The 15,088-nt window shown below is 71.8% G+C and carries 7 protein-coding genes; all 7 read right to left on the reverse strand.

Going from position 1 to position 15,088, the window contains the following annotated elements:
• Positions 1–45 precede the first annotated feature (45 nt).
• The 7 genes from Q0654_RS17425 to Q0654_RS17455 all read right to left on the reverse strand — a co-directional run bounded on the left by Q0654_RS17425 (position 46) and on the right by Q0654_RS17455 (position 15,088).
• Positions 46–1,428 carry a sigma-54 dependent transcriptional regulator gene (locus Q0654_RS17425; RefSeq protein WP_298856242.1) on the reverse strand — a complete coding sequence of 461 codons (1,383 nt, stop codon included), beginning with the start codon at positions 1,426–1,428 and terminating at the stop codon, positions 46–48.
• A gap of 408 nt (positions 1,429–1,836) precedes the next feature.
• Entirely contained in the window at positions 1,837–2,505 is a 669-nt protein-coding gene (locus tag Q0654_RS17430) for an ABC transporter ATP-binding protein (protein WP_298856243.1), read from the reverse strand.
• A gap of 295 nt (positions 2,506–2,800) precedes the next feature.
• A complete protein-coding gene (locus Q0654_RS17435; RefSeq protein ID WP_298856244.1) occupies positions 2,801–5,209 on the reverse strand; it encodes an ADOP family duplicated permease in 2,409 nt (802 codons plus the stop codon).
• 94 nt (positions 5,210–5,303) lie between these two features.
• Entirely contained in the window at positions 5,304–7,697 is a 2,394-nt protein-coding gene (locus Q0654_RS17440; protein ID WP_298856245.1) for an ABC transporter permease, read from the reverse strand.
• Between the two features lie 14 nt (positions 7,698–7,711).
• Positions 7,712–10,177, reverse strand: a complete 2,466-nt coding sequence (locus Q0654_RS17445; protein ID WP_298856246.1) for an ABC transporter permease — start codon at positions 10,175–10,177, stop codon at positions 7,712–7,714.
• Between the two features lie 25 nt (positions 10,178–10,202).
• Positions 10,203–12,629: an ABC transporter permease gene (locus Q0654_RS17450; RefSeq protein ID WP_298856247.1), complete on the reverse strand. Its 2,427-nt coding sequence runs from the start codon at positions 12,627–12,629 to the stop codon at positions 10,203–10,205.
• Positions 12,630–12,706: 77 nt separating this feature from the next.
• A complete protein-coding gene (locus Q0654_RS17455; protein ID WP_298856248.1) occupies positions 12,707–15,088 on the reverse strand; it encodes an ABC transporter permease in 2,382 nt (793 codons plus the stop codon).

A 15,088-nucleotide genomic window follows, 5' to 3' on the forward strand; every position in this document is an offset into this window, starting at 1 on the left:
AGATCGCTGCGATTGCGCGAGACGCATGGCGCGTGCGCCCATGGCTTACTCCTCCGTCGCCAGGCCGTACTTCTCCAGCCGCCGATACAGCGCGCCGCGGCTCAAGCCCAGCACCTCGGCGGCGCGCTGTATGTTGCCGCGGCATTGATCCAGCGCGTTGCGGATCATCGCCTGCTCGGCCTGCTCCAGGGTCATGCCGTTCAAGGCCGGTGCGGCGGCGCTGGCAGCGGGCGCATCCGCCACCACGGCACTGCCGCTGCCGAGGTCGAGACTGTCGATCTCGCTGCCGCGCGCCATCAGCACGGCACGTTCGATCACATGCGCCAGCTCGCGCACATTGCCCGGCCAGGCGTGCTGCTCCAGCGCACGCAGGGTCGAGGGCGCGAAGCGCAGGCCCTCGCGGCGGTAGCGCTGGGCGGCGCGGGCGAGGAAGTCGCGGGCCATGGCGGCGATGTCCTCGCGGCGCTCGCGCAGCGGCGGCAGGCGCAGCTCGACCGTGTTGAGGCGATACAGCAGGTCCTTGCGGAAGCGGCCGGCGGCGACCTCGTCGGCGAGGTCGGCATTGGTCGCCGACACCAAGCGGACGTCGACCTTGAGCGTGCGCGAGGAGCCGACCCGCTCCAACTCGCCGTCCTCCAGCACGCGCAGCAGTTTGGGCTGCTGGCTGGGCGGGATGTTGGCGATCTCGTCCAGGAACAGGGTGCCGCCGTCGGCCAGCTCGAAACGGCCGATGCGGTCGGCCTTGGCATCGGTGAAGGCACCGCGCACGTGGCCGAACATTTCCGACTCGAAGACGGTCTCGGCGATACCGCCCATGTTGACCTTGACCAGCGGCGCTTCGGCCCGCGCCGAGCGGCGGTGCAGCTCGCGTGCGAGCAGGCCTTTGCCGGTGCCGTTCTCGCCAAGGATCAGCACGTTGGCATCGGACGGCGCGACGCGGTCGAGCAGATCGAGCAGGGGGCGCATCGAAGGCGCTTCGGCGATGAAGGGCTCGGCGCCCTCGCCCTGCTTGAGCATGCCTTCGAGCTTGGCGGCGCGGCGCTGGCTGCGGCCCAGCGCGACCTGGGTGGCGAGGATGCTGAGCAGGCGCGTGTTGTCCCAGGGCTTCTCGATGAAATCGCCGGCGCCTTCGCGCATGGCGCGCACGGCCAGATCGATGCTGCCCCAGGCGGTCATCACCACCACCGGTAGCTCGGGCGCCAGCTTCTTCAGCTCGGCCAGCAGGGCCAGGCCTTCCTCGCCCGAGGTGGTGTCACGGGTGTAGTTCAAGTCGATCAGCGCGGCGTCGAAGGCTTCGCGGCGCAGCTTCTCGATGGCCTCGCGCGGGCCGTCCGCGCAGACGCAGGTGTGGCCTTCGGATTTCAGCAGCAGGCGCAGGGCCTGCAGCACGTCGGCCTGGTCGTCGGCGATGAGGATGCGGGAGGTCATGGGGGCAGCAACGAGTGAAGAGGAGAGACGAACGCGTGGCGCGAGTTGCGGTGGAGTGATGCGGGGGCGACGCGCGGCCCATAGGGTGGGCCCTGGCCCACCGTGAGCTCAAGCCTTGCGCCGGCGTGGGTGAGCGTAGCGGGGCTCAAGCCTTGCACCGGTGTCGGCTGGAGCATGAGGGCGAGCGTCGAGCCCATGGTGGGCCAGGGCCCACCCTATGGGAACGGTGTTGTCGTGGCGATGCCGGGTTCGCAGGTTGTCGTGGGGCGTGGCATTCGATCAATGACCGGGGCGAGCATCGGGCCCATGGTGGGCCAGGGCCCACCCTATGGATCACGGTGGTGGGGTGGCGGGATATTCATGCGAGTCGTCGGTGAACGTAGGGATTCGCCGTGCATCGCCCTGCGCTCAAGCCACCTGCTTCATCCAGCCATCGTGCAGCTCCACCCGCCGCGATCCGCGCGCGGCGTACTCGGGGTTGTGGGTGACCTGGACGATGGTGGTGCCCTCCTTGTTCAACTCGCCGAGCAGGTCCATCACCTGCTCGCCCTGGCTGGAGTGCAGCGCGCCCGTGGGCTCGTCGCAGAGCAACAGGCGCGGCCGCGCGATCACCGCGCGCGCCACCGCGACGATCTGCTGCTGGCCGCCCGAGAGCTGGCGCGGATACAGGTCGCGCCGCGCCGCCATGCCGAAGCGGTCGAGCAGTTCGGCCACCCGCGCCTGCCGCTCGCTGCCGCGCACGTTGCGGTAGGACAGCGGCAGCTCCAGGTTCTCGGCGACGGTGAGGTCATCCAGCAGGTGGTAGTGCTGGAACACGAAGCCGATGTGCTCGCGGGCGAAGTCCTTGCGCGCGCGCTCCTTCAGCGTGTGCAGGTCGGTGCCGTCAAAGCGGTAGCTGCCCGACCAGTCGGAATCCATCAGGCCCAGCACCGACAGCAGGCTGGTCTTGCCCGAGCCGGACGGCCCCATGATCGACAGGAAATCGCCCTCGGCAATGCTCAGGGTGATCTTGCGCAGGACGTAATGGCGCTGGGCAGCCAGCGGGTAGGACTTCTCGATTTCGCGGAGTTCGATCATGGTGTTGGCGGTTCCAGGTTTTGTTTAGTCATTGAACAGGGCAAGCTGCGTGCTGTCACCGTTGCCCCGTGGGTGAGGGTTCGACTGTCACCGCCCTCTCCGCGCGAAGAGTCGAAATCGTCCGCCCCTCTCCTGGCTGCGCAGCGCGCCGGCTGTCACTCCCCTCCCCCCTCGTGGGGAGGGATCGGGGGAGAGGGGGAGAAACCTTGCGACGGGCGGCGCACACCGCTTCCGGTCGCACACGCATCACTCGCCTCAACGGCGCTTCTTCTGCGCAAAGCGCGCCCCCCAAAATCTAGTCCTGCCGCAAGGCCTGCATCGGATCGATCCGCAGCGCGCGCAGCAGCGGGCCGGCGAAGGCCGCCAGTGCGGCCAGCAGCACGACCAGCAGGGCCGCGAGGAACACCGCGGGCTCGGCGCTGCGCGTGTGGAAATTCTCGCTGGCGAGCATGCCGGACCAGGGCAGGGCCAGGGCCAGGCCGATCGACAGGCCGATCGCCAGCTGCAGACCGACGCCGCCGCCGACCAGGCGCAGCACGCTGCGCGCGTCAGCGCCGATCGCGCGGCGGATGCCGATCTCGCGCGAGCGCGCCAGCACTGCCTGGGCCAGCACACCGTAGAGGCCGGTCGCCGCCAGCACCAGGCCGAGCAGGCCGATCGCGCTGAACATCTGGCTGAGGATCACCGGCCCGATGCGGCCCATCTCGATGGCGCGCTGCTGGGTCCGCAGCCAGTAGACCGGCAGGTCGGCGTCGAGCTGGCGCACACGCTCGGCCAGCAGCGGTGCGAAGCCGAGCGCCTCGCCCTCGGTGCGGATCGCCACGGTGACGAACTCGCGCGGATGCTGGGCCAGCGGCGCCAGCAGGGTCGGCTGCACGGGGTCGTCGGCGTCCTCCAGATGCAGGTTCGCGATCACGCCGACCACGGTGTAGACATCGGGCTCGGCGCGCTGCGGGTTCACCCACAGGGTCTGGCCCAGCGCATTGCCCGAGGGCCACAGTTCCTGCGCCAGCCTCGCATCGATCACCACCACGCGCGCGCTGTCGGCGCTGTCACGGGCGTCGAACATGCGGCCTTCGAGCAACTCCAGCCCGTAGACCTCGGCGAAGCCGGGGTCGACATGCGCCGCCAGCGCCTGCGGCCAGCCGCCGTTGGGCTCGGCCTGGCCGGCGGCGGCGACGCTCTCGCTGGCGCCGGCCATGGTGCCCGGCAGCGCCGAGGAGACCGAGGCCGCTCGCACGCCGGGCTGGGCTTCGAGGTCTTCGACCAGCGACTGGTAGAAGGCCTGCTTCGCGGGCGCCTCGGCATAGCGCGCATCGCGCAGGCCGATGCGGCCGGTCAGCACTTCGGAGGGCGGTGTGACGGTGCCGAAGTCGAAGGCGAAGGTGCGCTCCAGCCCGCGCAGGAAGGTGCCGGCGCCGACCAGCAGCAGCACGGTCAGCGCGATCTCGGCCACCACCAGCGCGCGTACGGCGCGCCCTGCGCCGGCATCGGCGCCGCTGCGGCCACCCGCGCGCAGGCCCTGCTGCAGGTCGAGCTTGGAGGCCCGCAGCGCCGGCCACAGGCCCGAGGCCAGCGCGGTCACGAGCGCCGCGAGCAGGGCGAAGCCGAACATCTGCAGGTCGATGCCGAAGTTGACGAAATAGGCCGGCGCGTCCTCGTTGGCGATGAACACGGCGAGCAGCCAGCGCCCGGCGGCATCGGCGATGACCAGGCCGATGGCGGTTGCCGCCAGCGCCAGCAGCACGCTCTCGGCCAGCAGCTCGCGCAGCAGGCGCGCGCGGCTGGCGCCGAGCGCGCCGCGCACCGCCAGCTCCTGCTGGCGCGACAGCGCATGGCCGAGGCGCAGGTTGGCGGCGTTCAGGCAGGCCAGCAGCAGCACCAGGGCGCCGGGCACGAAGATCATGCCGATGATGCCGCGGGTGTGCTCGTTGACGAAGCGCAGCACCAGCGGTTTCAGGTTCAGCGGGCGCTGGTCGCGCTGCGCCATCAGCGCCGGCCCCAGGCGCTCGACCACGGTGTCGAACTCGACGCGCGCCTGGCTCAGCGACACGCCGTCGGCGAGCTTGGCGATCACCTGCGCGCCGTAGGGGTCGTCGCTGCGCAGGCGGCGCGGCATCCACACTTCGGCGATGTAGGGAAAACGGAAGTCTTCCGGCAGCACGCCAACCACGGTGGCGGCTTCCCCGTTGAGCTTGAGCACGCGGCCGATGACCGCTGGATCGGCGCCGAAGTCCTCGCGCCAGACGCGCTCGCCCAGCAGCAGTACGGCGGGTGCGCCGGGCTGGTCGTCGGCGGCGATGAAGCCGCGGCCGAGGATCGGCTGCACGCCGACCAGCTGCTGGGCCTCGACGCTCATCTGCGCGCCGTCGTAGCGCTGCGGCAGGCTGCTGCCGCCGCGGCTGATGTTTGCAGTGGCCTCGTCGTACACGCCCATGCGCTCGAAGCTGCGCAGCTCGTCGCGCAGCCGCAGGAAGTCATTGGCATGGATGCCGCCGACCCCGCTGTCGCGGCGCTCGCCCATGGCCACCAGGCGGTCCGCTTCGGGAAAGGGCAGCGGCCGGATCAGCAGGCCGTTGACCACCGACAGCAGGAACAGGAAGGCACCCAGCCCGAGGCCGAGCACGCCGACCACCAGCGCGCTCTGGGTGGGCCGGCGCAGCAGGCGGCGGGCGGCGTTGTTCAGCTCCGTTGCGAGAAACATGGCGCACTCCTGTCCGTATGAAGACGACGCGGCTCCCGTGCGTCGTCGAGATGCCCGCCGCCGGCGATCGCCGCGCGGGCCTCGTGATGTCCGCTCACTCCGCGCGCAGCGCCTGCATCGGCTGCACCCGCAGCGCGCGCTGCATGCTGCGCAGGCTGGCGGCGACCACCACGGCCAGCAGCAGGGCCGCCGCCAGCGCCGGCATGCTCCACAGCCAGCCGTCGACGCCGACCACCACGCTCCGCAGCACCTGCCCGAACAGCAGGCCCAGCCCGGCACCCAGCGCCGCGGCCGGCAGGCCGAGTGCAAGTCCGGCGCGCAGCACGCGCAGGGCCAGCGCCCGCGGCGCCGAGCCCAGCGCCAGGCGCAGCGCGAACTCGCGCTGGCGCCGGGTCATCTGGTAGGCCACCACCGAATGCACGCCGATCGCCGCCAGCAGCAGGGCCAGCACGGCGAAGGCGCCGGCATTGCGGGCAAAGAAGCGCGGCGTGGCGAGTTGGCGATCGCGCAGGGCGGCGACCCGCTGCGTGCTGTAGATGCCGAGATTCGGGTGCAGGGACCAGATCGCCTCCTGCGCCGGCTTGAGCAGGGCGCCGGGCTCGGCCTGGGCGCGCAGCAGCAGGGCCACCGAGCTGACCCAGTACTGCGCGTCCGGCACCCAGACCTCGGGCTCGGCCGGCGCCGCCAGCGTGTCGAGGCGCGCGTCTTCCATCACGCCAACGATGCGGAACTCCTTGCGCGGCCCGGCCTCGCCGAAGGGCGGCAGGCTGATGCGCTGGCCCAGCGGATCCTGGGTGCCGAACACGCGTTCGGCGAAGGCGCGATTGACTACCGCCACCGGCTCGGCGTCGGCGTGGTCACCCGACTCCAGCCAGCGCCCGCTGCGCAGGCCAAGCCCCAGCACCTCCTGCACCGGGCCGGAGGCCGTGCGCACGCGTGGGCGCAGCGCCTCCTGTGCGTCGCGGCCCAGCACCTGCACATCGATCGGAATCGACCCCAGCGGGCTCAAGGGCCCGGAGCTCAGACTGGCGGCCGCAGCCACGCCGGGGACCGCCTGCAGCTGCTCGATCAGTGCGCGGTTGAAGGCACCGCGGCCGGGATCGGGCTCGCGGAACAGCTGCAGCATCAGCACCGGCTCGGGCGTGTAGCCCAGCGGCACCTGCTCCAGATGACGCACGCTGCCGGCCAGCAGCAGGGCCGCGGCCAGGCCACCGACCGACACCGCGCAGGCCGCAATCGGCAGGGCCCGACTCACTCCGCCGCGCGCGGCCAGCACGCGACCGCTGGCACCGCCGAGGCCGCGCGCCGGATCGGCGCGCAGCAGTCGCCAGGCCGGCAGCAGGGCCGCCAGCAGGCTGGCCGCGAGGCCGATCGCGACCACGCTCAACAGCCCGGCCGCATCGAGCTGGATCTCATCGACCCGCGGCAGGTCGCTGTCGGCGAGTCCGACGAAGCCCTGCAGGGCCAGCTCGGCGCCGAGCACGCCGAGGCCCGTGGCCAGCGCACCGAGCGCGAAGGTCTCGATGAACACGCGCCGGGCCAGCCGCCCGCGGCTGGCGCCCAGCGCCTGGTGCACGGCCAGCTCCTGGGCGCGGGCCAGGGCGCGCAGCAGCACCAGGTTGACGACGTTGGCACAGGCCACGCCCAGGGCCAGCGCCGCTATCAGCAGCAGGGCCAGCAGCACCGGGCGCACCGGACCGATCTCGTCGTCGAGCATCGGCGTGGCCGCCAGCCGCCAGTCGCGCAGCGGCGCGTGCTCGCCGGCCAGACGCTGCGAGAAGGCCGCAAGCTCGGCCGACAGGCTCGCCTCGTCCACACCGGGCTTGAGCCGGGCGATGCCCTTCAGGAAGCGCGCGTTCTCGAACAGGGGCGGCTGCGCGCGCAGCTGGGCGACGTCGTAACCGATCCACAGGTCGATGCCGTCGACCGGATAGCCGAAGCCCGGCGGCATCACGCCGACCACGGTCGACTGGATCCAGTCGACCTGGAAGGGCTTGCCGATGATCCCGGGATCGCCGCCGTAGAGGTCCTGCCAGAGCTGGTGGCTGAGCACGACGCCGCTGTCGCGGTTGGCATCGCCGGCGGTGAGCCAGCGGCCCAGCTGCGGCTGCACGCCCAGCGTGCGGAAGAACTCGCCGCCGGTCAGGATCAGGGTGAGCATGCGCGGGCGCTCGCCGCCGGTGTGCGTGGCGCCACCCCAGAGGAAATAGCCGGCGCTTTCGACCACGCCGAGCTCGGCGAGCCGCTCGGCCTCGGCGCCGGCCAGCATGCCCTCGCCGCCGGCGCTGAGATCCTGCGCACCCAGCACCCGCAGGCGCTCGGGCTCGGGGTAGTCGAGGCCCTTCAGCACCACGCCATGGACCACGCTGTACATGGCCGCGCAGACCGCAATGCCGAGCGCGAGCGTGAGCACCACGCCGAGCGCGTGGCCGGGCTGGCGCAGCAGGCCGCGCAGGGCCAGTCGAAGTTCGGGAAGCAGCTGGGCCATCATCGCGTTCGTCCTCACTCGTAGCGCAGCGCAACCATCGGATCGGTCCGCGCGGCGCGGCGCGCGGGCAGGTAGCAGGCGGCCAGTGCGACCGCCGCGAGGAAGCCGCAGACCCCCACATAGGTCAGCGGGTCGCCGGCGCTGACGCCGAACAGCTGGCTGCGCGCGGCGTAGCCGAACAGCGCTGCGCCGAGCAGGCCAAGGCCGAGACCGATCGCCACCAGCCGCGCGCCCTGCCCCATCACCATGCGCAGCAGCTCCTGCGCGCTGGCGCCGATCGCCATGCGCACGCCGAGCTCACCGGTGCGCTGGCTGACCGCGTAGGCCAGCACGCCATAGATGCCAAGTGCAGCCAGCAGCATCGACACCGCGGCGAAGGCGCCGAGCAGCAGCATCGGCGCGCGCTGCTGGTCCAGTGAGAGCGCGATGCGCTCGTCCAGGCTGCGGATGTCGTACTCCGGCTGCTCGGGATCGACCGCACGCAGGGCCTCGCGCACCTGCGGGATCAGCTGTTCGGCCGGCAACGCCGAGCGCAGCACGAAGCTGCCGAAGGGCGGCGTCGCCTGGCGGGTCGGCCAATACAGGGTTTCCTTGCTGGTGGCGGTGGCCAGCTGCTGGTGGCGGACCGTGCCGACCACGCCGACGATGGTGGCCGGCGGCAGTGAGCTGCCGCCGCGAGTCAGCTGCTGGCCGAGCGCATCGCGACCACTGAAGTACTTGTTGGCGAGGATCTCGTCGATCACCACCACCCGCTCGGACTCCGCGCTGTCGCCCTCGTTGAGATAGCGACCGGCCAGCAGCGGAATCTTCAGCGCCTGGAAGTAGTCGCCGGCCACCTGCCGCTGCATGCCGTGCGGGTTGGCCTCGCCATCGCCGCTGTCGCGGCCGACGATGGTGTACGAGCCCGAGGAGTTGCTGTTGCTGAAGGGCAGGTTCGAGGTGAAGGCCGCATGCTCCACGCCCGGCAGCGCGCGCAGCTGCGCCAGCGCCTCGTCGATGAAGCGCGCACGGGCGGCGTCCTCGGCGTGGCGCGGCGCGTCCAGATCGACGCGGGCGGTCAGCAGGCCGCTGGACTCGAAGCCCGGGCTTTGCTCGGACAGCGCCTGGAAGCTGCGCAGCAGCAGGCCGGCGCCGATCAGCAGGGTGGTCGCCAGCGCCATCTGCAGCACCACCAGGCCCTGCCGCGACAGCGCCGCGCGACGGCCGCCGGCCCCCGAGCGGCCGCCTTCCTTGAGCGTCTCGCCGATGTCCATGCGCAGCAGGCTGGCCAGCGGCAGCGCGGCGGACAGCAGCGCCGCCAGTAGGCTGATGCCGATGCCGAACAGCACCACCTCGCTGTCGAGGCGGATCGTGTAGTCGGCCGAGTCGGGCTGGATGCCGAGTGCGGGCATCAGCTCGATACAGGCAGTCGCCACCGCCAAGCCGGCAAGCCCACCGAACAGGGCCAGCAGCAGGGCCTCGCCCAGCACCTGCAACGCCAGACGCGTGCGTCCGGCGCCGAGCGCGCTGCGCAGCGTCAGCTCCTTGCGGCGGCCGTGCAGGCGGATCAGCATCAGGTTGGCCAGATTGGCGCAGGCGATCAGCAGCAACATGCCGACCGCGGCCTGCAGGATCGCCAGCACCTCGCGCGCCTCGCCGACCTGCTGCTCGCGCAGGCTGCGCGCGCCGCCCTTGAAGTTGCCGGCGCGCAGGAAGGCGGCGAAGCCCGCGCCCTGGTCACCGGCGGCGGCCAGGCGATCGGCATTACGGGCGATGATGGTGTCGAGCTCGGCAGCAAGGCCTTCGACGCAGGCGCCGGGCTTCAGCCGCGCGATGCTCGCCGAGTACTCGTTGCCGCGCTCCTGGTCGCTACGCTGCTGCTCGGTGAAGGCGAAGGGCACCCACAGCTGCACGTTGCGCGAGGGAAAGCCGAAGCCCTCGGGCATCACCCCGAGCACGCGGAAGTTCTCGCCGTTCAGGCGGATCTCGCGGCCGATCAGCTCGCGGTCGGCATTGAAGCGGTTGCGCCAGAGGTTCCAGGACAGCACCGCGACCCTGTCGCTGCCCGGTTCGGCATGCGCATCCGTGAACACCTGGCCCACCGCCGCCCGCGTGCCCAGCGTGCTGAACAGGCTGGGCGTGGCCTTCAGCGCGCTCAGGCGCTCGGGTGTGCCGGCGCTGCTGCTGAGCCCGAAGCTGACATTGGTGTAGAGCGCCATGTCCTCGATCGAGGGCGCCTGCTCGCGGCGGTCCAGATAGTCGGGGATCGAGGTGCCGGCGTAGTCGAGGTTCATGTTCGGGTAGCGGTTGAACACCTCGACCAGACGCTCGCCGCCGGCGTAGGGCAGCGGCCGCAGCAGCAGGCCGTGCATCACCGAAAAGATCGCGGTGTTGGCGCCGATGCCCAGGCCCAGGGTGAGCACGGCGATGGTCAGGAACAGCGGTCGCGCCAGCAGGCCGCGAAGGCTGTAGCGCAGGTCCTGCAGCAGGGATCCGATCATGTCGCTCTCCTCGTCGTGCGGGCGCTCAGGCGCCGCGCAGGCTCTGCACGGGGTCCGCGCGCACCGCACGCAGACTGGGAATCAGACAGGCCAGCAGCCCGACCAGGCCGAGCACGCCGGCCACCGCCAGCAGCACGCCGGGCTCGAAGCTGGCGACGCCGAACAGCTGCGCGCTCAAGCTGCGGCCCAAGAGCAGCGCACCGACCAGGCCCAGGGCCAGCCCCATCAGCAGGAGGCCCAGGCCCTGGCGCAGCAGCAGGCCGAGCAGGCGCCGCGCATCGGCCCCCAGCGACATGCGGATGCCGAGCTCCTGCCGTCGCTGCTGCACGCCGTAGCTGATCACCCCGTACAGGCCGATCGCCGCCAGCCCCAGCGCGACCGCACTGAAGATCGCCATCAGCTGCAGGTTGAAGCGGCGCAGCAGGTTCAACTCACCGGCCATGGCTTCGAAGGGACGGATCGCCGACACCGGCATCGCCGGGTCGAGCGTCTGCAGGGCGCGGCGCAGCGGCTCGGCCAGGGCCATCGGCTCGCCGCGCACGCGCAGGGCGAGGAAGAACTGCTCCTGCACCGCCTGGTGGTGGTGCATGTAGACCTCCGGCGGAGGCTCGCGGTCGGCACCGAAGTGGCGGGTGTCGGCGACCACGCCGACCACGGTCTTGGGCCCGCCGAGGAACTCGATCTGGCGGCCGACCGGATCGCCCTCGCCCATGAAGCGACGCGCGAAGCTGCGGTTGACCAGCACATTGCCCGGCATCTCGCCGGCGCGCGCATCGCTGTCCTGCAGGCCACGCCCCTGCTCGATCAGCAGACCGACCGCGGCGAAGAAGTCCGGATTGACGAAGCGCCAGTTGGCGCCCGGCTCGCGGCCTTCGACCGGCTCGCTGCCGATCACCCGCACGCCGGAGCTGAAGTTGTCGAGCGCCGACAGCGGCAGCGCGTCGCTGATACCGACGGCCTCGACACCTGGCAGTGCCGCGACCGCTGCAAGCACGGCGTCCAGCCTGGGCGCGATGTACTGCGTGTGGCGGCGGTAGGTGTCTTCCCAGCCCTCGCCGTCCGGGCCCGCCGGCACGTTGAGCACCAGACTCGCGGTCAGCACGCCCTCGGCCTGCACGCCGGTATCGACCTCGCCCAGGCGACGCAGGCTCTCGATCATCAGGCCGGCGCCGGCCAGCAGGGTGAGGGCGAGCGCGACTTCCGCCACCACCAGCACGCGCCGCGCACGACCGCCGTGGCGGCCCGCCGCCGGACCGCGCCCGGCTTCGACCAGACTGCCGGCCGGCGCCACGTTGGCCGCGCGCCGCGCCGGCAGGAGGGCGAACAGCAGCAGGGTGACGAGGCTCAGGCCGAGGCACAGGGCGAGCACGCGCAGATCCAGCGCGACATCGACCTGCGCCGGCAGCAGGTCCGGCGCGCCCGCCAGCAGCAGGGGCACGCCGGCCGCGGCGATCAAGGCGCCGCCCACGGCACCGAGCACGCCGATCAGCAGGGCTTCGACCAGGGCGGCGCGCAGCAGGCGGCCACGCGCCGCGCCCAGCGCCGCGCGCACGGCGTACTCGGCGCTGCGCTGGCTGGCGCGGGCCAGCAGCAGATTGGCAAGGTTGGCGCAGGCGATCAGCAGCACCAGCAGCGAAGCCGCGAACAGGCTCCACAGGGGCTGTTCCAGGCGCGCGCCCAGGCTCTCGCGCAGCGGCTGCAGGCGCGCGCCGAGCTTGGCATTGTCTTCGGGATAGGTCTCGGCCAGGCGTGCATTGACCGCGGTCAGCGCAGCTTCGACCTGCGCGGGCGTCACGCCTTCGGCATAGCGACCGAGCAGGCGCAGGTAGCTGGTACCGCGGGCCGCGCCGCTCAGCGGCAGATGGGTCGGCAGATACAGCTCAGCGCCCTCGGGCAGACGCAGTGCTGCAGGCGCCACACCGATCACCGTCCAGGCTTCGCCATTCAGTTCGATGCGCTCGCCGATCACTTCGCTGCGGCCGCCGAAACGCTGCTGCCACAGCGCATGCGAGAGCACGGCGACCTTTTCGCCGCTGTCTTCCTCGGCCTGACCGAACCAGCGTCCGAGCTGCGGCTGCAGGCCCATCACGGTCCAGAACTCCGGGCTGACCCGATAGCTGATGCGGCGCTCGGCGGCGTCGCCGATACGCAGGGTGGCGATGCCACCATAGGTCGCGGCGAGCGCTTCGAACTGATCGCGCGTGGCCTCGCGCCAGTCGAAGTACAGCGGCCGCGAGACCGGGCCGCCGTAGTTCTCCTGCACGCGCAGCACCTCGACGATTCGCTCGGCCTGCGGATACGGCAGGGGCTTGAGCAGCACGCCGTAGACCACGCTGAACACCGCGGTGACCGCACCGACGCCCAGCGCCAGGGTGAGTACGGCGGTGAACAGAAAGCCCGGCTGGCGCAGCAGGCTGCGCAGGCACGGGCGGATCTCGCTCAGCAGGGTCATGGCTGGGCCTCCCGGCTCATTGAAAAAGTGCGTCCTTGCATGTCGCCTCCTTGATATGGGTCGCGTGGCGCTGCGCTTCAGTCGCTGCGCAGGGCGGTCAGTGGATCGATGCGCAGCGCGCGCCCCAGCGGACCGGCAACGCCGACGGCGAGCGCCAGCAGCAGGACGATCAGCGTCGCGCTGATCGCCACCGCGCCGACCTGGCTCTCGCCGTACAGGCTCTGGCTGAGCGGATCGACCAGGGCCACCGCCGCAGCGATGCCGAGCAGCGCGCCGGCTGCCCCCCACAGGCCCAGACCGCCCAGCAGGCCGCGACCCACGTTTGCTCCAGAGGCGCCCAGCGCGCGGCGCAGACCGATCTCGCGGGTGCGCTCGTTGACCAGACTGCCGAGCAGGGCCGACAGACCGGTGGTGGCCAGCACCAGGGCGAGCACGCCCAGCGGCGCGAACATGCCCAGCACCATCTGCGCCCATTCGTTGGCGCGCGCGCGGCGCTCGGCGAAGCTGCCGATCTCGGCCAGCGCGAAGTCGGGATCGATCTCCGCCGCCAAGGCCTGCAATCGCGGCACGAAGGCCTCGACATCACCCTGCAGACGCAGCGCGAGGGCGAGCTCGGCGCCGCTGCGCGGCGGCATCGGCACGAACACGCTGGGGCGATCGGCGCCGACCGCGTCGGCCAGCCGCAGCTCTTCCGTGAGGCCGATCACCTGGTAGCGCACGCTCTCGCCGCCGATGTCGCGGGTGAAGCTCTCGCCGATGCCGTCGCGCCCCTCGAACAGGGCTGCCGCCAGGGCCGGATCGATCACCGCCACGCGCCGCTGCTGGGCGATCTCGTCCTCGCTGAACCAGCGCCCGCGGCGCAGGGGCAGCCGATAGACCTCGGCGAAGCCGACATCGACCGGCGCCAGGTCGACGTTGACGCGACGCTCGCCGAGTTCGAGATCAGGCCGGCTCACCACCGCCAGCGGAATATGGTTGGACACGCTCACCGCGCTCACACCCGGCTCGGCGCGCAGCCGCTGCTGCAGGCGCTCGCTGAAGGCAGCGCGGGCGTCGAGATCGGCGCCGTTGAACTGCGCCACCAGCACAGCATCGGTATCGAGTCCGATCGACTGCGTCTGCTGGGCATGCGCGCCCAGCCCGGCCTGCAGGGTGGCGAGTACGGTGACTACCGCCAGCAGTGCCTGCAGGGCGAACAGGCCGCGGCTGAAGCGCGACAGCATGCGGCTGGTCGAACGCGTGCCGCTGCGCAGCTCGGCCAGGGCACCGGCGCCACGCAGGCGCATCAGGGTCGGCACGGTCAGCAGCAGCACCGCCAGCAGCGCGGCAGCGGCGCTGATCGCCAGCACCTGTGCCGACAGCTGCAGCTCGACATACAGCGGCATGCCGCTCTCGACGGTCCAGAAGTAGCGTGACAGCGCATCCAGGATGCGATCGCTCAGCAGCAGGGCCAGCACCCAGGCCAGACCCACCAGCAGCAGCCCCTGCAGCAGCAGGCCGGCACCGATGCGCAGCGCGCCCGCACCCAGCGCCCGCCGCGTCGCCAGCTCGCGCGCGCGGCCCAGCCACTGCACCAGCAGCAGGCCGCCGGCATTGGTCGCCGCCATCAGCATCACCAGCCCGACCACCGCCGCCAGCACCAGCACCAGCAGCTCGGTCTGCGGACCGGAGGAGGCACCCCACAGCGGGCTGAAGTGCAGCGCCTCGTGTTTGGCCGAGGCGCCCTGCAGGCGCTCGCGCTCGGCCTGCGCCGCAGCAAACGCCGCGCGGAGGGCCGGCAGCGCGCCCGGTTCATCGACGCGCACCAGGGTCTGCCAATAGCGGCTGTGCAGGCCGGGCGAGGCGGCAAGATTCACCGGCCGGTAGATCTGCTGCTGGAAGGGATAGGCGCGCTGCGGCGGCAGCACGCCCACCAGCACCGCAGGCGCGCCGTCGATGCGCAGGCTGCGACCGATCACCGAAGGGTCGGCATTGAAGCGCGAGCGCCACAATGCATCGCCGATCACCACCACCGCCGGCGCATCGGCGGCGAAGTCCTCGGCGCTGAAGCCGCGGCCCATCGCCATCGGCCAGTCCAGCAGGGCAAAAGGATCGCCATCCAGCAGGGCGCCGCTCACGCGCTCGCTGCGTGCAGCATCGCCGCTGGCAGCAGCGAGATTGAACTCGACGCCTCGCAGCAGGACCGCGCGCTCAAGGCCGCGCACATCGGCGCGCAGGGCCAGCGCTTCGCTACCGGGCAGGCTGCGCGCCTGCGCCGGGTGGGCGCCGACGCCGAAGCCGAACAGGCGCTCGCCCGGGATCGCATCGGGCGCTGCATCCGTGACCAGCGCGCTGATCGCGCTGACGCACATGACAGCCACCAGCCCCAAGGCCAGCACCAGCACGACCGCGGCATTGCCCAGCGGCCGCGCGCGCAGCAGGCGCAGTGCTTCGCCCCAGATGCCTGCGAGCGCGGTCAT

It is taken from the genome of uncultured Aquimonas sp., assembly GCF_937888285.1.
Classification (GTDB): domain Bacteria; phylum Pseudomonadota; class Gammaproteobacteria; order Xanthomonadales; family Xanthomonadaceae; genus Aquimonas.